Source organism: Thermosipho sp. (in: thermotogales) (assembly GCF_020054775.1).
In the GTDB taxonomy this organism is placed as follows: Bacteria; Thermotogota; Thermotogae; order Thermotogales; family Fervidobacteriaceae; genus Thermosipho; species Thermosipho africanus.
Map to the genome: position 1 here is coordinate 23,811 of NZ_JAIHAP010000010.1, position 20,639 is coordinate 44,449.

The 20,639-nt window shown below is 31.1% G+C and carries 17 protein-coding genes and 1 pseudogene; 14 read left to right on the plus strand and 4 right to left on the minus strand.

From position 1 onward, the window contains the following. Nucleotides 1–3 precede the first annotated feature (3 nt). From JG780_RS03380 to hutU, 14 genes are all read left to right on the plus strand, one after another. Nucleotides 4–1,164, plus strand: a complete 1,161-nt coding sequence (locus JG780_RS03380) for an aspartate aminotransferase family protein (RefSeq protein ID WP_287569195.1) — start codon at nucleotides 4–6, stop codon at nucleotides 1,162–1,164. 42 nt (nucleotides 1,165–1,206) lie between these two features. Beyond that, entirely contained in the window at nucleotides 1,207–1,893 is a 687-nt protein-coding gene (locus JG780_RS03385; protein WP_287569197.1) for an SGNH/GDSL hydrolase family protein, read from the plus strand. 234 nt (nucleotides 1,894–2,127) lie between these two features. Further along, the gene (locus JG780_RS03390) at nucleotides 2,128–3,261 is read left to right on the plus strand and encodes a DegT/DnrJ/EryC1/StrS family aminotransferase (RefSeq protein WP_287569198.1); all 1,134 of its coding nucleotides are present in this window, start codon (nucleotides 2,128–2,130) and stop codon (nucleotides 3,259–3,261) included. A gap of 11 nt (nucleotides 3,262–3,272) precedes the next feature. Beyond that, complete coding sequence (gene lnt, locus JG780_RS03395; protein WP_287569199.1) at nucleotides 3,273–4,727, plus strand: apolipoprotein N-acyltransferase; 1,455 nt, start codon at nucleotides 3,273–3,275, stop codon at nucleotides 4,725–4,727. A gap of 15 nt (nucleotides 4,728–4,742) precedes the next feature. After that, the gene (locus tag JG780_RS03400; protein WP_004103663.1) at nucleotides 4,743–6,035 is read left to right on the plus strand and encodes a nicotinate phosphoribosyltransferase; all 1,293 of its coding nucleotides are present in this window, start codon (nucleotides 4,743–4,745) and stop codon (nucleotides 6,033–6,035) included. 117 nt (nucleotides 6,036–6,152) lie between these two features. Further along, complete coding sequence (gene gcvT / locus JG780_RS03405; RefSeq protein WP_287569200.1) at nucleotides 6,153–7,463, plus strand: glycine cleavage system aminomethyltransferase GcvT; 1,311 nt, start codon at nucleotides 6,153–6,155, stop codon at nucleotides 7,461–7,463. Nucleotides 7,464–7,483: 20 nt separating this feature from the next. After that, entirely contained in the window at nucleotides 7,484–8,803 is a 1,320-nt protein-coding gene (gene gcvPA / locus JG780_RS03410; RefSeq protein WP_287569201.1) for an aminomethyl-transferring glycine dehydrogenase subunit GcvPA, read from the plus strand. 19 nt (nucleotides 8,804–8,822) lie between these two features. Then, on the plus strand, nucleotides 8,823–10,265 hold the full coding sequence (gcvPB, locus tag JG780_RS03415) for an aminomethyl-transferring glycine dehydrogenase subunit GcvPB (protein WP_287569202.1): 1,443 nt from the start codon (nucleotides 8,823–8,825) through the stop codon (nucleotides 10,263–10,265). Then, nucleotides 10,262–11,350: an iron-containing alcohol dehydrogenase family protein gene (locus JG780_RS03420; RefSeq protein WP_287569203.1), complete on the plus strand. Its 1,089-nt coding sequence runs from the start codon at nucleotides 10,262–10,264 to the stop codon at nucleotides 11,348–11,350. Before gcvPB ends, JG780_RS03420 begins: the two co-directional genes overlap by 4 nt. Before the next feature lie 2 nt (nucleotides 11,351–11,352). Further along, nucleotides 11,353–12,522, plus strand: coding sequence for a class I SAM-dependent rRNA methyltransferase (locus JG780_RS03425; RefSeq protein ID WP_287569204.1), 1,170 nt, complete (start codon nucleotides 11,353–11,355; stop codon nucleotides 12,520–12,522). A gap of 1 nt (nucleotide 12,523) precedes the next feature. Further along, on the plus strand, nucleotides 12,524–14,185 hold the full coding sequence (locus tag JG780_RS03430) for an outer membrane protein assembly factor BamB family protein (RefSeq protein WP_287569205.1): 1,662 nt from the start codon (nucleotides 12,524–12,526) through the stop codon (nucleotides 14,183–14,185). A 14-nt stretch (nucleotides 14,186–14,199) separates the two neighbouring features. Further along, nucleotides 14,200–14,751: an NUDIX hydrolase gene (locus JG780_RS03435; protein ID WP_287569206.1), complete on the plus strand. Its 552-nt coding sequence runs from the start codon at nucleotides 14,200–14,202 to the stop codon at nucleotides 14,749–14,751. Beyond that, the gene (locus JG780_RS03440; protein WP_287569207.1) at nucleotides 14,748–15,971 is read left to right on the plus strand and encodes a M20 family metallo-hydrolase; all 1,224 of its coding nucleotides are present in this window, start codon (nucleotides 14,748–14,750) and stop codon (nucleotides 15,969–15,971) included. Before JG780_RS03435 ends, JG780_RS03440 begins: the two co-directional genes overlap by 4 nt. 19 nt (nucleotides 15,972–15,990) lie before the next feature. Then, nucleotides 15,991–17,640 carry a urocanate hydratase gene (hutU, locus tag JG780_RS03445; RefSeq protein ID WP_004103679.1) on the plus strand — a complete coding sequence of 550 codons (1,650 nt, stop codon included), beginning with the start codon at nucleotides 15,991–15,993 and terminating at the stop codon, nucleotides 17,638–17,640. Nucleotides 17,641–17,710: 70 nt separating this feature from the next. Here hutU and JG780_RS03450 read toward each other — a convergent pair whose 3' ends face one another. From JG780_RS03450 to JG780_RS03465, 4 genes and pseudogenes are all read right to left on the minus strand, one after another. Beyond that, entirely contained in the window at nucleotides 17,711–18,871 is a 1,161-nt protein-coding gene (locus JG780_RS03450) for a 2-oxoacid:acceptor oxidoreductase subunit alpha (RefSeq protein ID WP_114702374.1), read from the minus strand. Continuing rightward, nucleotides 18,864–19,091 carry a 4Fe-4S dicluster domain-containing protein gene (locus tag JG780_RS03455; RefSeq protein ID WP_114702373.1) on the minus strand — a complete coding sequence of 76 codons (228 nt, stop codon included), beginning with the start codon at nucleotides 19,089–19,091 and terminating at the stop codon, nucleotides 18,864–18,866. Before JG780_RS03455 ends, JG780_RS03450 begins: the two co-directional genes overlap by 8 nt. A gap of 14 nt (nucleotides 19,092–19,105) precedes the next feature. Next, nucleotides 19,106–20,239, minus strand: coding sequence for a sodium ion-translocating decarboxylase subunit beta (locus JG780_RS03460; protein ID WP_287569209.1), 1,134 nt, complete (start codon nucleotides 20,237–20,239; stop codon nucleotides 19,106–19,108). A 95-nt stretch (nucleotides 20,240–20,334) separates the two neighbouring features. Beyond that, nucleotides 20,335–20,639 (minus strand): annotated as a pseudogene (locus tag JG780_RS03465) (hypothetical protein); the annotation flags it as partial.

The following is a 20,639-nucleotide window of genomic DNA, read 5'->3' on the forward strand; positions in this document are numbered from 1 at the left end:
AACATGTTTATTTCAAACACTTACAAAAGATTACCAATAAAAGTTAAAAATGCTAAAGGAATATGGATTTATGATGAAAGTGGTGAAAAATACCTTGACACATTTTCTGGAATAGGAGTTCTTTCATTTGGGCATTGCGATGAAGAAATTAACAAAGCAATTTCAAAGCAAATAAAAAAATATACGCACATTTCAAACTTTTTTATCGATGAAAATGCAATTTTTCTAGCAAAAAGACTTGTAGAAGAAACCAAAAAAGATGGTACTGTATTTTTTGCAAACTCAGGAACAGAAGCTAACGAAGCAGCTTTGAAAGCTATAAAGAAATTAAAAAAAGGAATTATTATTTCATTTGAAAATAATTTTCATGGAAGATCAATCGGTTCACTTTCTATAACTGGATTTCAAAATTTAAGAGAACAATTTGAACCATTACTTTCAAAAATTGCATTTTTACCATTTAATGATTCAAAAAAACTTGAAAATTTTATTGAAAATGAAGGAAAAAAAATATCTGCAATTTTTGTTGAATGTGTACACGGAAGTGGTGGACTTGATACCGTTGACAAAGATTTTGTAGAAGTAATAAATAAGTATAAAGATATTTATGATTACATTGTCGTTGCAGACGAAGTTCAAGCTGGCTTAGGAAGAACAGGAGAATTTTACTCATATCAAAATTTTAATCTTAATCCGGATATCGTAACAGTTGCAAAATCACTTGGTGGCGGTCTTCCACTATCTGCCGCTATATTTACAGGGAAATATAAAGATGTTTTTTCTGTTGGTGATCATGGTTCAACTTTTGCACCAAATCCTGTTTCTCTTGCTGCAGGAAAAACTGTTATCAATAGAATAACAAAAACATTTTTAGATAGTGTAAAAGAAAAATCAAGCTACCTAAAAAATAAATTATTAACTTTAAAGAAAAATTATCCAATAATTAAAGAAATTAAAGGAATTGGTTTGATGCTAGGAATTGAGATGAATAATAACAATTATTCAGAAAAAATCATTGAATATGGTTTAAATGAAAAAATACTACTAAATGTTGTAAAAAGTAACACTATTAGATTACTCCCTGCCCTTAATATTACGCATCATGAAATAGATGAAATGCTATACAGACTTGAAAAAGTAATTAAAAAACTTAATTCATGTTAAAATAGAATTACAATAAACAATAAATAATAACAAGGTGAGAATATGTACTACTGTTTTGGTGACAGCATAACAGAAGGAATACCAGGAGTGTCATACGTAAAATATTTAGGAAAAGAATTTCTTAATTATGGAAAAGGCGGAGATACTACTCTTGGCCTATACAATAGGCTTAGAATTTTTCTAAATAGTCAAACTGTAGAAAATATCATAATTGAAATTGGAACTAATGATATACTTTTGCCATTCTTATATAACTACTCACCAGAATGGCAAAAAACAGTTAAAAAAATTATTGCTTCTGGAAGAATACCCTCAAAAAACATCGAAGAATTTGAAAAAAACTATAAAAACTTATTAGAACTTTTGGTGGGTAAAAACGTTTTAATCATAAATATACCATGTATAGGAGAAGATTTAAATAATGAGTTAAACAAAAAAGTTGACGAATACAATAAAATAATTCATAAATTATGTAAAGATTACCCGTTTAAATTAGTTGACTTCAATTCTTGGCAAAAATCTCAATTAAAAACTAATACAAACAAATATTTTATTTCCAAAAAGCCATTTAAAATGGTACTTGATTCTATTTTTGTTAGATCTCCAAAAATTTCAAATATTGTCAGCAAAAAAAGAAATCTTGTTACAACAATTGATGGTGTACATCTTAATGATAATTCCGCAAGAAAGTTAGCAGAGTTAATAAAAGAAAAAATTTCCAGCAAATGATAAAAAAATAAAAACAAAAAGACTTTTTCTTATTAACGCAACTAAATCTCCTAATTACTATTATTAAACTGCCTAACTTATCTATGTTTCCTCCTTAAGTCACTAAATTCATCCATTGACTAAAACATAAGTTATTTTAGTTTATCTTTCTAATAAAGTTAATACCTGCAAATTTTCTAATAACTGTGTTATACTTATTAGTGAACTAAAACTCAATATTTAGGGGGAAATTAAATGAAAATACCACTTTCAAATGCTTCAATTTCAAAAGAAGATATTGATGAAGTTTTAAACGTTTTAAAAAGTGGTAGACTAGCGTTAGGTCCTTACTTAGAAAAATTCGAAGATATAGTAGCAAAATATATCGGAGTAAAATACGCTATTGCTGTCAACAGCGGAACTTCAGCACTACATTTGATATTAAAATCCTTATCTTTTCAAGAAGGCGATATTATATTAGTTCCTTCGTTTACTTTTATTGCCTCCGCAAATGTTGCCCTTTTTGAAAAAGGCATTCCAGTATTTATAGATATTGAAAAGGATACAGGTAATATTGATCCAGATGCTCTAGAAGAGTTCATGGAAATGGTGTATTCAGGTAAAACAAAATATGACCCCAAAAAAGTAAAATTTTTAATGGCTGTAGATATATTTGGTCATCCGTTAAATTGGGAAAAAATTATAAAAATTGCAGAAAAATATAACATTCAAATCATTGAAGACTCATGTGAGGCTTTGGGCAGTGAATATAAAGGAAAAAAATGCGGCACTTTTGGTAAAGCTGGTGCTTTCGCTTTTTATCCTAACAAGCAAATAACCACTGGTGAAGGAGGAATAATAGTAACCAACGACGAAGAAATAGCTCATCTTTCTAGGGCTATGCGTAATCAAGGAAGAACAAACAATGGCTGGCTCTCTCATGAAATAATTGGTTATAACTATAGGTTAGATGAAATGTCTGCTGCTCTTGGGTATTCACAAATGAAAAAAATTGACTATATTATTGAAAAAAGAAATAAAGTTGCAATGTATTATAACAAGATTTTAGATTTCGTAGAAATTCCAACTATAAAAGACTATGTTACAAAAATGTCTTGGTTTGTTTATGTTATAAAATTGCCTGAAGGTGTTGACATAAATAAGGTTATAAAATATTTAAGTGAAAATGGCATAGAATCCAGAAACTATTTTTCTCCAGTACATCTCCAGCCGTTATACAGAAATTTGGGATACAAAAAAGGTATGTTACCTATAACAGAAGAACTTTCAAAAAGAACACTTGCAATCCCATTTTACACAGATCTAAAAAAAGATGAACAAGACAAAGTTGCTTATTATCTAAAAAAATCTATAGAATTATTCTCATAGGTGGGATAGTTATGATTTTTGCAATAATCTCATCAATTCTTACAGCACTTTCAATGCCAGGCTTTCTATGGGGCGGTATTGTTTGGTTTTCACTAATATTTTTATTTAAATCAATGGAAAATAGAAAACTTTCATTTTTGTATGCATTTTTATATGAATACTTATTGACTTTTATCTCATTGTATTGGGTAATTCCGATTCTTACAAAAAATCTTCCAGAATTTTTTGGAAAATTTTCTTCTGTAACTGGTTTCTTTGTATATTTACTTTTATGTCTAGTTGAAGCTATTCCTTTTCTATTATTTGGTGCATTATATGGTTATTTTATAGACAGAATAAAAGGTGATATTCCAAAAGCACTATTTGTATCTTCTGCATTTACATTTTCAGAGTTTTTACGCGGAATTGGTGAACTAGGGTTTACTGGTATTCGACTTTCCGATGCCTTATATAAAGATATTGGTATTATTCAAATCGCATCAATTACAGGAACTCTTGGAATAGTGTTTTTAATAGTGCTCATTAATTACATACTCTACATTAAAAAGTCAAAAATACAAGTAATTATAATCACAATTAGCTTTATATATCTTGCAAATTGGATAGTTTCAACTAACCTTCCACTTAATAGCGCTAATGTTCCAATAGTTGCAGTTCAAACAAACTACGAACAACAAATAAAATACACATCAAAAAGCGAAAAAATTATGTACAACATTGAAAATTTAATTGCTAATACTCCCAATAACTACCTTCATATCTTGCCAGAGGCAGTTTTTGCAACCGAAGATATCAGAAATTCTCAGCTTGAAGAAAAATTAAAAAATATAAGCAAAAGAAAACCTATTATTTTAGGTTTTCCAACTTATGACTCACAACCTAAAAATAGTGCTTTAGTTTATGCCAATGGAAATCTAGTAGGTAAGTACGATAAAATAAAACTCTTTCCATTTGTTGAGTTCTTACCATATGAAAAATTCTTTAAAAAGTTTGAATTCTTAAAAGGAGTAGCATATTTTACTCCAGGAGATGAATTCAAAACATTTAAAATCGATGGATTCCCTGAATTTGGTATTCAAATTTGTTTTGAAAGCTATTTCCCTGAAATTTCAAGAAATCTTTCAAATAATGGAGCAAAAGTTCTATTTGTCATTACAAATGACGGTTGGTACAAGCATGATACTGCTCTATGGCAACATTTTTCAAAAATTGTTTTTAGAGCAATAGAAAATCAAAGATATGTAGTACAGGTTTCAAACACAGGCATAAGTGGTGTAGTAGATAATTTTGGAAGAATTCAAAAAATCCTTCCACTTAGAAATCAAACTACCGGAATTTTAAACATAAAGCCAAAGAACACAAAAACACTTTATCAAAAATTCGGTGATTGGTTTTCTATTCTCTCAATACTTTTAGCTTTATTAATTCCATTATTTTACAGAGACAGAAGAAAAAATAGGATATAAAAAAGGAGGAAGATTATGACTAGACTTCATCCAAAGGTATTCAAATTACCTATTGATAAAATAAGAATGGGCTATTACTCTGATAAGTATTTTACAAGGTATGTTGAAATTTTAAAGCAGGATAACCACCATCCAAGGGTTTATTACCAATTCTTTCCACGCCAAGATGCAACTATATGTGGTATTGATGAAGCACTTGCAATACTAAAGTTTTGTACTGGATACTATAAAGATGAAGATAAAGCAAGAGAATTATTTTCAAATATGCTTGAAATAGATAAAAAAATGCAAAGTCTTAGTATTGAAGGAGATATAAAAGAAATAGTTAAATTAACTGAAAACAAATGGCAGCTTAGATTAAAACTAAACGATCTCTGGGTAGATAAGTGGGATGAAATTGAAGTAAGAGCAGCTTATGATGGAGATGATGTAAAAGAAGGGACGCCTATTCTAACAATAGAAGGCGATCCTACATATTTTGGTTATCTTGAAACTGTATTGCTAGGTGTTATTGCAAGAGCTTCAAGTACAGCAACCGCAGTAAAAAGAGTCGTAAAAGCTGCCAATGGAAAGCCAATACTGTTTTTTAGTGCTCGCTTTGATCATTTCTGGGTTCAAGCCACTGATGGCTATGCTGCACTAAAGGCTGGAGCATTTGGTGTTTCAACAGATGCAAATGCCGACTATTGGGGTATTGAATCTATGGGAACAATTCCTCATGCTTTAATTGCTGCATATAACGGGCAAACAGATATTGCATCAATTGCTTTTGATAAATATATGCCAGAACATGTAAATAGAATATTCCTAGTAGATTGGGACAACGACGTAATAAACACAACTTTTAAAGTAGTAAAAAGTTTTTATGAATATGTCACAGGGAAAAAATTCATTTTAGGTCAGACAGATCCATCTATTATTATTGGAGAAGGTAAAAACAAAATTTGGGGTGTAAGATTTGACACTTCAGGAAATTTAAGAGATAAATCCGTAGTTCCAAAAGATGAAAGTTCTTTTGGTGTTTGCCCAGAACTTGTCTGGCGTGCAAGACAAGAATTTGATAAAGTTGGACTAAAGGATTTGAAAATTGTAGTTTCTGGTGGTTTTGACGAAGAAAAAATAAGACTTTTTGAAAAGTTACAAGTTCCTGCAGATGTATATGGTGTTGGCTCAAAATTATTAAAGAAAAAGATTGATGTAACAGCAGACATAGTTGAGGTTAATGGAAAACCTTGTGCAAAAGTTGGTCGTTATAAAAAAGATAATTCCCATCTAAGTATAGTTCCAAAAAGGTTTTGGGAAAATTAACATAAATTAACATGACAAAGAATGAATATAAATATTTTTAATAATTACATTTTATTGTTCATAACTGAATTTTAACACTTTAAATTCTGGTGTTAGAATAAGAATGGAGATGAAATTGTGTGGAAAAAACTTTTAGAGGTTGATGGTGAAATAAATGCAAGGTTAATTGAAGGAATGCTAAAAACAAACAATATCGATTGTGTTATAAAATCAGCTGATGAACCATTCCCCAAAGCTTATTTTGGTTCAACTTCTTTTTTTGAAATTTATGTACCTAAAGATCTTTTTGATGAAGCAAATAATTTGCTTAATTCTTTTAAAAAGGAGGAATTATATATGAAATATACACCATTGTATGAGCAGCACGTAAAGCTAGGGGCCAAAATGGTTGAGTTTGCAGGTTTTCAAATGCCTATTCAATACACTGGGATTAAAGACGAAGTAATTGCTGTTAGAAAAGATGTTGGTATGTTTGATGTTTCTCATATGGGACAAGTATTAGTTGAAGGAAAAGATTCAACTAATTTTGTTAATTATTTAATTACCAATGATTTTAAAAATCTCTCAAATGGTGAAATTGTTTATACAGCTATGTGTAATGAAAATGGAGGATTCATAGACGATTTGCTTGCATATAAAATTTCAGACGAAAAAGCTTTCCTTGTTATAAATGCCGCAAACATTGAAAAAGACTTTGAATGGATGAAAAACGTAGCATTAAACTTCGATGTCAAGTTAGAAAATAAATCAGATGACTATGCACTAATAGCAATACAAGGTCCAAATGCACAAAAGACTTTGCAAAAATTGACTGATATAGAATTAGAAAATATAGAATACTATACATTTGTTTTCGGAAAAGTAAAAGATGTTGAAGCTTTAATATCTAGAACAGGTTATACAGGAGAAGATGGTTTTGAAATTTATACTACTGATAAAGATGGTATAGTAAAAATATGGGAAGAATTACTTAATTTAGGTGTTAAACCCGCAGGACTTGGTGCTAGAGATACTTTGAGGCTTGAAGCTTCACTACTACTATATGGCAATGACATGGATGAAACAGTAACACCACTAGAAGCAGGTATAAAATGGGCCGTAAAATTTGACAAAGAATTTGTTGGAAAAGCTGCTTTAGAAAAGCAACTTGAAGAAGGTTTAAAAAGAAGATTAAAAGGTTTCAAGTTAATAGATAAGGGAATAGCAAGGCACGGCTACAAAGTTTTCAAAAATGGAAGAGAAATTGGTGTAGTTACAAGTGGTACCTTTTCACCTACATTAAACGAATCAATTGGCATGGCATTAATAGAAACTGGTTATAAGTCAGGAGATATAATTGAAATAGAAATTAGAAACAAATTGGTTAAAGCTGAAATAGTAAAAATGCCATTTTATAGAGGAAGTGTAAGATCAAAAAAGAAAAAATAAAAAAGAAAGGATGAGTGAATATGCACAGATATATTCCACATACTGAAGAAGAAATAAAGGAAATGTTAAAAGAAATAGGTATTAATTCTATAGAAGATTTATATTTGGATGTTCCAAAAACAATTGAAGAATACAATCTTGAAAATGGAAAAGATGAATTTTCAGTTTTAAAAGAAATTAAATCATTAAGTAAACTCAACAAAGTCTTTGAACCAGAAAAGGTTTTTGCAGGTGCTGGAATATATTTCCATTACATTCCAACTGTAGTTGAAACATTATCCAATAACCAAAATTTCGTTACCGCCTATACACCTTATCAAGCTGAAGTTTCCCAAGGAACTTTGCAAGCTTTATTTGAATATCAAACCATGATGTGTGAACTTACTGGAATGGATGTAGCAAATTCTTCAATGTATGACGGAGCAACTGCCCTTGCTGAAGCAATGTTAATGGCTGTTAGAATTAATAATAAAACAAAAATTCTTGCCGCTGGTTCTATAAACCCTGAATTTTTGGCTACAAGCAAAACATATTGTACTCCACAAAATATTGAAATTGAAACTGTTAAATGGACTGAAAACGGAACAATAGATCTAGAAGATCTAAAATCTAAGATTGATGATAACACATCGGCAGTTGTAGTTGGTTATCCTAACTTTTTTGGAATTGTAGAAGATTTAAAACAGATAAAAGAAATACTTCCAGACAATGTAGTTTATATAGTAGTAAGTGAACCAATAGCGCTTTCTATATTGGAAGCTCCTGGTAAATTTGGTGTTGACATTGTAGTTGGTGAAGGTCAATCTCTTGGAATAACCCCAAATTATGGCGGACCTGGAATAGGTTTCTTCACAACTTTAGCAAAACACGTAAGAAAAATGCCAGGAAGAATAATTGGTGAAACAAAAGACGTTGATGGGAAAAAAGGTTACGTTATGATTTTACAAACCAGAGAACAACATATTAGAAGAGCAAAAGCAACTTCAAACATTTGTTCTAACCATGCATTAATGGCCCTTAAAAATGCAATTTATATGTCTATTATGGGGCCTGAAGGACTTAGAAAAGTAGCAAGAATGTCTTATAACGCTGCTCACTATCTTGCAGAAAAATTAGTTGAAAAAGGTTACAATTTGACATTTAATGGACCTTTCTTTAACGAATTTGTATTTAATGCAGGAGAAAACTATTATGAGAAATGGAAAACAATGGCCAATGATGGAATACTTGGTCCTCTACCATTAGAAAAGGCAATGCCAAACTTTAAAAATTCTGCTCTTGCATGCTGTACTGAAGTAAACACAAAAGAAAGCATTGATGAGCTATTAAAACATTTTTAATAGGATTGGAGGGAAATAAATGACAATTTTTGAAATCTCCAAAGAAGGAAGAATAGGTTTTCAGCTACCTGACAATAATATAAAAGATTACGAAATAAATCTTCCAGAGCATCTTTTAAGAAAATCCTTGCCAAGACTTCCTCAAGTTAGCGAAGTCGATGTTGTAAGACATTATACCAATCTTTCTGCAAAAAATTATTCAGTAGATGTTGGTTTTTACCCACTTGGTTCATGTACAATGAAATACAATCCAAAAGTAAATGAAAAAGTGGCCTCATTTGAAGAATTTAGTATGATCCATCCATTTCAGCCACATGAAACTGTTCAAGGTGCTTTAAAGTTAATGTACGATCTCAAAGAAATGCTCTGTGAAATTACTGGAATGGATGATATGACGTTAATACCATCTGCAGGGGCTCATGGTGAGTTAACTGGAATATTAATATCAAGAGCCTATCACTTAAGTCGTGGTGATACCAAAAGAACAAAGGTAATTGTGCCCGATAGTGCACATGGAACTAACCCAGCTTCAGCTAGAATGGCTGGATTTGATGTAATTGAAATAAAATCAGGACCAGATGGAAGAGTTGACTTAAATGAACTTGAAAAAGTCTTAGATGAAACTGTTGCAGTAATCATGCTTACAAACCCAAATACTCTTGGATTATTTGAAAAAGATATATTAAAAATTGCACAAATGGCACATAATAAAGGGGCTCTTCTCTATTATGATGGAGCAAATTTAAATGCAATTTTGGGAAGAACAAGACCTGGAGATATGGGATTCGATATTGTCCACTTAAATCTTCATAAAACATTTAGTACTCCTCATGGAATGGGAGGACCTGGAAGCGGACCAGTTGGTGTAAAAAAACACCTTGCTAAGTTTTTACCAGTTCCAGAAATAGTTAAAATTGAGGATAAATACACATTAAATTATAATAAACCTGAAAGTATAGGATTTATAAGAAGCTATTTTGGAAATTTCTCAGTCATGGTTAGAGCATATACATATATTAAAACAATGGGAAAAGATGGATTGAAAAAAGCTGGAGAAATGGCTGTTTTAAACGCCAACTATTTGAGAGTTAAAGTAAGCAAAATAATGGATATAGCATATCCAGGAATATGTATGCACGAATTTGTATCTACATGTGAAAAATTAACAAAAGAAACCGGTGTGAAAGCATTAGATATTGCTAAAAGATTATTAGACTACGGAATCCACGCTCCAACGATGTATTTCCCATTAATTGTCCATGAAGACTTTATGATTGAACCTACTGAAACTGAAAGTAAAGATACATTAGATAAATTTGCTCAAATACTTGAAAAAATATTTAATGAAGCACGTGAAAATCCCGAGCTTGTAAAAGGTGCACCATATAATACTCCTGTAAGACGCCTCGACGATGTTAGCGCTTCAAGAAAACCTGTATTTAAATATAATTTTGAGGAGTGATAGTATTGAGGTTCTTTCTTCCAACAAAGGTTTTCTTCGAAGACAACTACAATGAATCAGTAGATGAAATAAAAAAACTTGGTGAAAGCTTTTTAATAATAACAGGAAAAAGCTCTAAAAAAAATGGAAGTCTTGAGGAATTAACAAATATCTTTGAAAAATTGAACAAAAAATATGAAATTTTTGACGAAACACTTGAAAACCCTCCTAAAGAAATGATAGAAGAAATTATAAGGAAATTTGGTAAAAACTGGGATGTAATTGTTGGTCTTGGCGGTGGTAGTCCAATGGACGCCGCCAAGGCCATCGCTGTCTTGTGTAAAAACGATATTTCAATTGAAGACCTTTATGATCAAGGTAAATACAAAACTGCATCTAAAATAATCTGTATTCCAACAACCTCGGGTACAGGAAGTGAAGTAACACAATATTCTGTACTAACTATCAATAACGTAAAAAAAGGATTCAAGCATGAAATAGTATTCCCTACACTGTCAATCCTTGAACCCAAATATACTTTAACCATGTCAAAAGAACTTACGATTTCTACAGGTCTTGACGCCCTGTCTCATGCAGTTGAATCTGCACTTTCTCTGAAGTCAAACTCTTTCTCAGATCTTTACGCATTCAAAGCAATCGAAATTATTTCTCAAGATTTACCAAAACTTGTTAACAACCTTTCTGATTATTCATTAAGAAGAAATTTAATGCTTGCATCAATGTATGCAGGGGTAGCTATAAGTGTTACTGGAACAACAATAGCCCATTCATTAGGTTACTCTCTTACAACCGATAAAAATATTAAACATGGTCTTGCCACGGCAGTTTTTCTACCTTTTGAAATAGAAAACTCAGGCTCAAAAAAAGCCGAAGAAATTAAAGCAATCATGGGAAATATCCTCAATTTTCTTAAAAAACTAGAAATTAATTTAAATTTTGAAGTTAGTGATGATGAAATTGAAAAATGGGCTGAAAGAGTTAAAAATTCTTCCCATGTAAAAGTTACACCTGGAAATTATACCAAAGAGAAAATTATAAAAGCTTATAAATGGTTCTTTGAAGAATCTGGTTTGTTTGGAGGGTAATAATGAAAGTTTATTTAAAGAAAAAAATTAAAAATAGAGTTAAAAATGGACATCCATGGATTTATGAAAATGAAATCGAACACATAGATGGAACACCTCAAAATGGTGATATTGTTAGTGTCTTTAACCACGAAAGGCGTTTTGTTGGTAAAGGTTACATTAATTTTAACTCTAAAATAAGGATTAGAATTTTAACAAGATTAAATGAAGAAATAAACAAAAGTTTTTTTGAAAAAAGAATAAAAGAAGCATTACTTAGAAGAAATCCAAAAGAAGAAAGCTTTAGAATTATTTTTTCAGAAGCCGATAATTTACCTGGAATCATAGCCGACAAATTTGGAGATTATATAGTAATTGAAATTAACACTCTTGGAATGGAAAAGTTTAAAAACGAAATATTAGATATATTGATAAATACTTTTTCTCCAAAAGGAATATTTGAAAAATCAGAAAGTTCCTCAAGAATAAAAGAAGGACTTCAAGAATCTGTTGGTTGGATCTATAAATCAGGGCCTGAATTAATACCTTATAAAGTAAATGATATTTTATTCTTCGCTGATACTTTAGGACAAAAAACTGGTGCATTTTTAGATCAAAGATTTAATGCTTTATCACTAAAAAATTATTCAAAAGATGCCATATGTCTAGACGCATTTTGTTACACTGGTAATTTTGGAATGCATATGCTAAAGTTTGGTGCAAAACATGTAACGTTTTTAGATTATTCTGAAAGAGCAATTGAAGTGGTAAACATTACTGCCAAGAAAAACAATTTTAAAAATTACGATACTATAATCGGAAATGCCTTTGATATTTTGAAATCTTATGACAACAATTCAAAAATATTTGATATTATCTCAATTGACCCACCAGCTTTTGCAAAAAATGCAAATAGCAAAGCTAATGCAAAAAGGGGCTACAAAGAGATAAATTTAAGAGCAATGAAGATACTTAAAAATAATGGAATTCTTGCAACTTCTTCATGTACTCAAGTAATTACGGAAGAAGATTTTAAAAATATTATATTTTCAGCAGCAGTTGATGCTGGAAAATTGGCAAGAATTCTCTTTCGTGGAGATCAACCATACGATCATCCTTATGTATTAAATATTCTTGAAACAAAATATCTTAAATTTTTACTTTTACAACTTGAAAATATGAAAGGTGTGTAAAATGAAGAAACTATTATCTATATTATTTGTTTTTCTTACACTGCTCCTATTTTCTCAAATTTATTTTCTTACTGATGGAGGAATTTATAAATCAACCGACAAAATATTGGATGGAAAATTTAAGGATATTTGCTTTTTAGACAACAAAATTTATGCAATTTATAATGATTCAATAGTTGATATTTTTACAAAAAAGGAAATTTATATAGAATCTCCAATCTACATTGGAGAAGGTTATTTTTTATCTAACAATAGATTATATAAATTCGAAAATGGAAAACTTGAATTAATAAGAATCATTTCGAATCTTGAACATCCTTTTGTTTATAAAGACGTTATATTTGGTATAAATATGGGGAATGTTGTTGCTTTGGATAACGGAAAAATTGTATGGTCGCTAAGTCCTAATAATGGAAAAATACATAAAATTAGAATTGCAAATGGAAAACTTGCAGTTTTTTCTTCTTCAGATTTATCAATTTTTGATATTGAAAATCCTAAATTTCCAAAGTTCATAAAAAAATTCAATATAGCTGATGATTATGTATACAACGGTTATCATGTTATTTTAAAAAATAACTTATTGCAATTTTACGATGAAAATAATAAACTAATATTCTCCAAAAATGTTAATGGCAATAAAATAATCACTGATGGTGAAAATATAATAGTAGGTAATTACCTAATTACAAAAGATTTTAATGTTACAACTTATCCATTCAAAATAATTGCTTTTATTAATGTTAGTCATGAAATTAACTTTACAGATAATAAAGTTAAGCTTTTATGGCAAATAAACCTAGATCAAGAGATAACATCAAAACCCGTTGCCAAAGATGGTACTCTCTACGTAGCCGCAACAAATGGGAAAATATTCAAAATCGAAGATGGAAAAATTACATGGAATTATACTTTACCTTTCATTGTTACTGGACATCTTACTCTAAATAATGATGGGCTTTTAGTTACATGCTGGGATGATTACGTATATCAATTTGATTTTAATGGAAACCTAATGTGGAAAGTAGAACTTGATTCTGATCTAACTTTAGGGGCTGCTTTTGACGGTCAAATAATTTATGTGGTATCCGACAATGGAGTTTTATATGAAATTAAAGACGGTAAAATTTTGAACCACTATGATGTTGGGAAATGGCCTATTTCTGGACCTTTCGTTTCATTATCAGGAAGTGTTTACATTGTAGATGGTATGGGGTATATATGGAAAAACAATAAAAAAGATAAGTTTGTTGGAAATGTCAAAAACTTAGCTTTTTCATTAGAAAACCCTCAAATTCCCCCTGAAAATTCTTTCATGTTACTCGACATACTAAATAATAGATATACATTCAAAGAAAATAATATCTATAAAAATGATAACTTGATATTGACACTTGATGAAAATATTCAAGATGGTATTGTTGGAAATAAATTTCTATATGTTTTATCAAGCGGTAATAAATTGTATGTAATTGATTTAAAAAATTATAATATAGTATACAATAACTTTTTTGAAAACTCAAAATTTCTGGTAATGGACAATATTGGAAATTTATTTATAATCGGAAAAAATATTTATGCATTATCAACAAATGACATGCCAAGTGATTCTTGGTACAGCATTTACAAAAATAATTTAAACTCATCTTCTGTAAATTTCTAACTGAGGTGACTAATATGTTTATAGGTGCAGAAGAATATGCTGTTGTAGTTCCTGTCGTTAATAAAAAATATTTTTTATTCGAAATTAGATCAAATTTACTAAGAATACAACCAGGGGAAATATCTTTTCCAGGTGGGAAAATAGAATATGGAGAAAGTCCAAAAAGTGCTGCAATAAGAGAAACAGTAGAAGAAATTGGTGTACGACCAAATATAATTTCAAATCTTCCTCCAGTTTATACTCCATTTAATATTATTATACATCCCTTTATTGGTATTTTAGAAAGCTCTAATTTAAATATAAACAAATATGAAGTCGAAAAAACTATTGAAGTGCCAATTGAAATTTTTAAATCACCTAAGTATACATATGACTTAAAAGTAAAAGTCATTCCTCCTAGTTCTTTCCCATTTCATCTAATTCCAAATGGAAAGGATTATAAATGGAGAAGTGGAAAATACAAAGTTATGTTTTTTGAATATAATGATCATATTATCTGGGGAATGACAGCTTTAATTGCACACGAAGCATATAAAAAAATAAATGAAAAGGGGGAAAAACAATGAAAGAAAAGATTATCAAAAGAGTTGAAGAAATTCAAGAAGACATTAAAAATTCGATGAAAAAGTTTATTTCAATCAACTCAGTGAACCCAAGATCCGGAGGCCCAGGTGAAAAAGAAATGGCTGAATGGCTTCAAAGTTTAATAAAAGACTGGGGTTTTGATTCAATTGAAAGGTATGATGCTAAAGATGAAATTGTTCCGTATGGATTCAGGCCAAATATCGTTGCCAGATATAATGGAACAGTTGGAAAAAGAACAATTTGGATAATTACACATATGGACAAAGTACCAGCTGGAGATTTAAGTTTGTGGGAAAATGATCCTTTTACACCTGTAGAGAAAGATGGAAAAATTTACGGGCGAGGCGCGGAAGATAATGGATCTTCTTTAATTGCATCTTTATATGGTTTGAAGACAATAATGGATCTAGGTATTCGTTCAAAAGATAATATTGCTTTAGCTTTTGTTTCTGATGAAGAAACTGGTTCCGATTACGGTATTAAATATCTTGTTAAACAAAATCTTTTTAGTAAAAATGATTTGTTTATTGTACCTGATTCAGGAGAACCTGACGGTTCATTTATTGAAATAGCCGAAAAATCAATACTTTGGTTTAAAGTAATTGTTTCCGGAAAACAAGCTCATGCTTCAAGGCCTGATATTGCTAAAAATGCTCACAGATACGGAGCAAGATTTTTAACAATTTTAGATGAATATTTAAATTCAAATTATAACGAAGAAGATCTACTTTTTGATTATCCAAAAAGTTCATTTGAACCAACTAAAAAAGAACCCAACGTTGAAAATGTAAATACCATTCCTGGTACAGATATTTTCTATTTTGATTGTAGGATATTACCAAAATATAATTTAGAGGAAATTTTTAAAAACATTGTAAGTTTAGGTGAAAAATTTGAAAAAGAAAATGGAGTAAAAATCCAAATTGAAAAACTCCAATTTGAACAAGCGGCCCCTCCTACTGATAAAAATTCAGAAATAGTAGTTAAATTAATAAATGCAATTAAAGAAATGAGAAATATAACACCAAGAGTAGGAGGAATTGGTGGTGGAACTTGTGCTGCAATTTTAAGAAATGAAGGTTTACCAGCTGCTGTTTGGGCCACTATTGATGAAACTGCCCATCAACCTAATGAATATGTTGTAATTAAAAACTTAATTGAAGATACCAAGGTCTATGCCTATTTAATTGCAAATTCATAAAAGAAAAGGGGGAAAAACTATGGAAAGAATTATTAGAGCACCTAGGGGGACAACATTATCGTGTAAAAGTTGGCAAACGGAAGCTCCAATGAGAATGCTTATGAACAACCTTGATCCAGAAGTTGCAAGAGACCCTGCAAATCTAATTGTGTATGGTGGAACTGGTAGAGCTGCAAGAAACTGGCAATGTTTTGATAAAATAGTGGAAACACTAAAAACTTTGGAAATGGATGAAACATTACTTGTACAAAGTGGAAAACCAGTTGCAGTATTTAAAACAAGTGAATGGGCTCCTCGTGTTTTGATTGCAAATTCAAACTTGGTACCAAAATGGGCAAATTGGGAATATTTTAGAGAATTAGAAGAAAGAGGCCTTATAATGTATGGTCAAATGACCGCTGGAAGCTGGATATATATAGGAACTCAAGGTATTTTGCAAGGAACATATGAAACTTTTTATGCAGTTGCAAAAAAATATTTTGGTGGAACTTTAAAAGGAAAATGGGTACTTACAGCTGGACTCGGTGAAATGGGTGGAGCTCAACCTCTTGCAGTAACATTAAATGATGGTGTTGTACTTGCAGTTGAAATAGACAAAAGAATGATTGAAAGAAGACTTAATACTGGATATCTTGATACTTGGACTGATAACTTAGATGAAGCTCTTGAAATGGTTCAAAAAGCAGTTAAAGAAGAAAGACCATTATCTGTTGCACTTCTTGCCAATGCAGCAGATGTTCATCCTGAACTTGTTAAAAGAGGAATAATCCCTGATATAGTTACTGACCAAACTGCAGCCCACGATCCACTAACTGGATACGTTCCAGCTGGAATGTCATTTGAGGAAGCATTAAAATTAAGAAAAGAAAATCCTCAGAAATACTTAGAATTAGTTTATGAGAGCGTTGTAAAACATATTAATGCAATCCTTGAAATGCAAAAACAAGGTGCAAAAGTATTTGAGTACGGTAATAATATTAGAAGACTTGCATATGATCACGGTGTAAAAGATGCATTTAATATCCCAGGATATGTACCCGAATATATTAGAGATTTATTTGCCGAAGGAAAAGGACCATTTAGATGGGCTGCTCTATCTGGAAATCCTGAGGATATTTACAAAACCGATAAGAAAGTTCTCGAGTTATTCCCATATGATGATCACCTAAGAAAATGGATAGAACTTGCACAAAAGAAAGTAAAATGGCAAGGATTACCTGCAAGAATTTGCTGGCTTGGGCAAGGAGAACGTGCGGAATTTGGACTTGCAATTAATGAAATGGTCAAAAAAGGTGAATTAGAAGCACCTATAGTCATTGGAAGGGATCACCATGATACTGGATCAGTAGCAAGTCCATATAGAGAAACTGAAGCTATGAAAGATGGAAGTGATGCAATTGCAGACTGGCCAATTTTAAATGCCATGTTAAATGTAGCAAGTGGTGCAACATGGGTATCATTCCATCATGGTGGTGGTGTTGGTATTGGTTATTCCTTACACGCTGGTATGGTTATAGTTGCAGATGGAACAGACCTAGCACACAAAAAACTTGAAAGAGTCTTAACAAATGATGTTGGTTTGGGAGTTGTAAGACATGCTGATGCCGGCTATGAAATTGCAATCGAAACTGCTAAAAAACATAATTTAAGAATGCCAATGCTTGATTAAAATTTCTTAATATAAAAAATGGCTTTGGGGTTTACCCAAAGCCATTTTTTTAATTACTTTTATTTAACTGCTAGTAATCATATCCTTCTGTTAGAATTTCATTAATTCCATCAAGTATTTCTTCAGGCGTAATTAATTCTCCACCTACTTTATTAATAAATTTAACTTTCGTTCCTGGTTTTACCAATCTTAAAATTTCCCTTCCATATTGTCCCAAATTCATTTCTGGAATTACTACAGCTTCAACTTTTGAAAGCCTTTTTCTAAGTTCGTGAACTGGAAGTGGCCATATTGTTATTGGTTTAAACAATCCTACCCTCATTTTATCATTTCTTGCAATTTTCACTGCTTCTTTTGCGCTTCTTGCAACTATTCCATATGCAATTACCAAAACTTCTGCATCTTCTGTTAAATATTCGTCATATATTGAAATTTCGTCAATATGTAATTTAATTTTGTTAGATAATCTCTTAATAAGTTTTTCTGCTGTTTCATATGCTGCATTTGGAAAACCTGATTCATCGTGGACAAGGCCCGAAACATGGAATCTTGTTTTTCCCATTTCAACTAATGCAGTTGGTTTTGGCTCTGCATATTCACTTTCAACATATGGAACAAATATTTCTTCTTCCTCTAGTTCTTTTTCAGAAATTCTATTTACAATCTCAACATTCTTTAAATCAGGCAACTCAAAAGCTTCTCTCATATGACCAAGTGTTTCATCCATCAAAAATACTACTGGAGTTCTATATATTTCAGCTAAATTAAATGCTTCTATCATATATCTATATACCTCTTCAACAGTTGAAGGATACAAAGCTATTATGGCATGGTCCCCGTGAGTTCCCCATCTTGCCTGCATTATATCGCCTTGAGCAGGTTTAGTTGGTAAACCTGTTGAAGGTCCTCCCCTCATCACATTTACAAATACACAAGGCGTTTCAGTCATTATTGCGTATCCTAATGCTTCTTGCATTAAGCTAAAACCCGGCCCACTTGTTGCAGTCATTGATTTTACACCAGCAAGAGAAGCACCTATTATAGCTGCTGCACTCCCTATTTCATCTTCCATCTGTATAAAGACACCATTTACTTTTGGAAGCTCTCTTGCCATGGTTTCTGCAATTTCTGAAGATGGGGTTATAGGATATCCTGCGTAAAATCTACATCCTGCCTTTAAAGCCCCATAGGCTGCAGCTTCGTTTCCTTGCCAAAAAACAAGTTTACCCATTTTTTTCACCTACTTTTTCAGTTATATCTACAATGTTTATAGCAAAATCTGGACACAAATTTTCACATATAAGACAGCCAATACAGGTAGAATGATCTTCAACTACCGGTCTTTTAAGTTCTCCCTCCTTGATAGTTTTTGTTGGACACGTATGATAACAAATCCCACAGCTTTTACACCAATCATAATTTATATCTACTCTAAAACTTCTTTTTGCCATCTAAAACCACCTCACTAAATTAATGATAAGAATATTCCTGCGGCAACAGCTGAACCAATAACACCAGCAACATTTGGGCTCATTGCATGCATTAAAATAAAGTTTGTTGGATCTTCTTCTTGTGCAATTCTTTGCGCAACCCTTGCAGAATCTGGAACCGCGGATACTCCTGCTGCACCAATTAATGGATTTATTTTATCTTTCAAAAACAAGTTCATCAATTTTGCAAATAAAATTCCAAAAGTTATTGCAGTAACAAATGCTACCGCGCCCATTCCAAATACTAAAAGAGATTTAGGTGTTAAGAAAATATCCGCTCTTGCAGATGCACCAACTGAAACACACAATAAAATTGTTACTGTGTCTAAAATATACCTACTTGCAGCTTCTACTAATCTCTTAACAACTCCAGCCTCTCTTAAAAGATTTCCAAACATAAGCATACCTATCAATGGCAACGATTTTGGAATTATCAAAGCAACTATTATAGTTGTTACAATTGGAAATAGTACCCTTTCAGTTTTTGTTACTTTTCTAGGTGGTTTCATTCTTATTCTTCTTTCTTCCTTTGTTGTAAGCATTTTTGAAACCATAGGTTGTAAAACAGGAATTAGTGCTATATATGAATATGCCGAAATTGCAATTATTGATAATAGTTCTGGTGCAAATTTAGAAGTAATATATATTGAGGTAGGTCCATCTGCTCCTCCAATAATTCCTATCGAAGCAGCTTGCTTTAGACTAAAACCAAAAAATTTAGCTAAAAGAAATGTTATAAATATCCCCATCTGTGCCGCTCCACCAAGGAAAATTGTAATTGGATAAGAAAGCATAAATGAAAAGTCAGTTAAAGCACCTATACCTAAAAATATCAATGGAGGGTAAATTCCCAGAACCAAGCCCTGTTGCAAATACCAGAGCACACCGCCAGGTGAAGTTTCTGTAGGAGGATTTAAAATTCCCGTCACATCTGGAGGTACATTTGCAAGAATAATTCCAAAAGCTATAGGTATTAATAACAATGGTTCAGCATCTTTTGCTATTGCTATATATATTAAAATACCCGCAACAGCAAACATAACTATATTACCAATCGTTAAATTCATAAATGCCGTACTTTGAAAAAAAGCCATTAGTGATTCTAACAAGTCCAACTCCTCCTTTATTTTTATTTCTAATCTTATTATATATCACTATCTAAAATAATGAAAGAAATATTAACCTCCATTATTCTTAAAAATTTTCATTCTTGCTTTATAGCATCATTTAAACTCAACAATATAAAGTAATACGTAAGTTCATAATTATAATTTGCAACTTTTGAAGATAATATTGAAGATAATACCTTTGCAAATTTATAATCACAACTAAATTCTTCGCATATCCATAGTGCTATTTTAGATAATACTTTTAAAAAATTAAAATCTTTTATACTTGATAAACTAGCAACAAAGTTATTAATCTTCTTAGCATCTTCCAAGTTTTCTTTTATTTTTAAGTAAAGTGAATAGTAATAACTAGGACTTTCTTCAAAATTTTCAATTTCAA

Coding starts and splice junctions, on each gene's coding strand:
- JG780_RS03380 (WP_287569195.1), top strand. CDS start 4: ATGTTTATTTCAAACACTTACAAAAGATTACCAATAAAAGTTAAAAAT.
- JG780_RS03385 (WP_287569197.1), top strand. CDS start 1,207: ATGTACTACTGTTTTGGTGACAGCATAACAGAAGGAATACCAGGAGTG.
- JG780_RS03390 (WP_287569198.1), top strand. CDS start 2,128: ATGAAAATACCACTTTCAAATGCTTCAATTTCAAAAGAAGATATTGAT.
- lnt (WP_287569199.1), top strand. CDS start 3,273: ATGATTTTTGCAATAATCTCATCAATTCTTACAGCACTTTCAATGCCA.
- JG780_RS03400 (WP_004103663.1), top strand. CDS start 4,743: ATGACTAGACTTCATCCAAAGGTATTCAAATTACCTATTGATAAAATA.
- gcvPA (WP_287569201.1), top strand. CDS start 7,484: ATGCACAGATATATTCCACATACTGAAGAAGAAATAAAGGAAATGTTA.
- gcvPB (WP_287569202.1), top strand. CDS start 8,823: ATGACAATTTTTGAAATCTCCAAAGAAGGAAGAATAGGTTTTCAGCTA.
- JG780_RS03425 (WP_287569204.1), top strand. CDS start 11,353: ATGAAAGTTTATTTAAAGAAAAAAATTAAAAATAGAGTTAAAAATGGA.
- JG780_RS03430 (WP_287569205.1), top strand. CDS start 12,524: ATGAAGAAACTATTATCTATATTATTTGTTTTTCTTACACTGCTCCTA.
- JG780_RS03435 (WP_287569206.1), top strand. CDS start 14,200: ATGTTTATAGGTGCAGAAGAATATGCTGTTGTAGTTCCTGTCGTTAAT.
- JG780_RS03440 (WP_287569207.1), top strand. CDS start 14,748: ATGAAAGAAAAGATTATCAAAAGAGTTGAAGAAATTCAAGAAGACATT.
- hutU (WP_004103679.1), top strand. CDS start 15,991: ATGGAAAGAATTATTAGAGCACCTAGGGGGACAACATTATCGTGTAAA.
- JG780_RS03450 (WP_114702374.1), bottom strand. CDS start 18,871: ATGGGTAAACTTGTTTTTTGGCAAGGAAACGAAGCTGCAGCCTATGGG.
- JG780_RS03455 (WP_114702373.1), bottom strand. CDS start 19,091: ATGGCAAAAAGAAGTTTTAGAGTAGATATAAATTATGATTGGTGTAAA.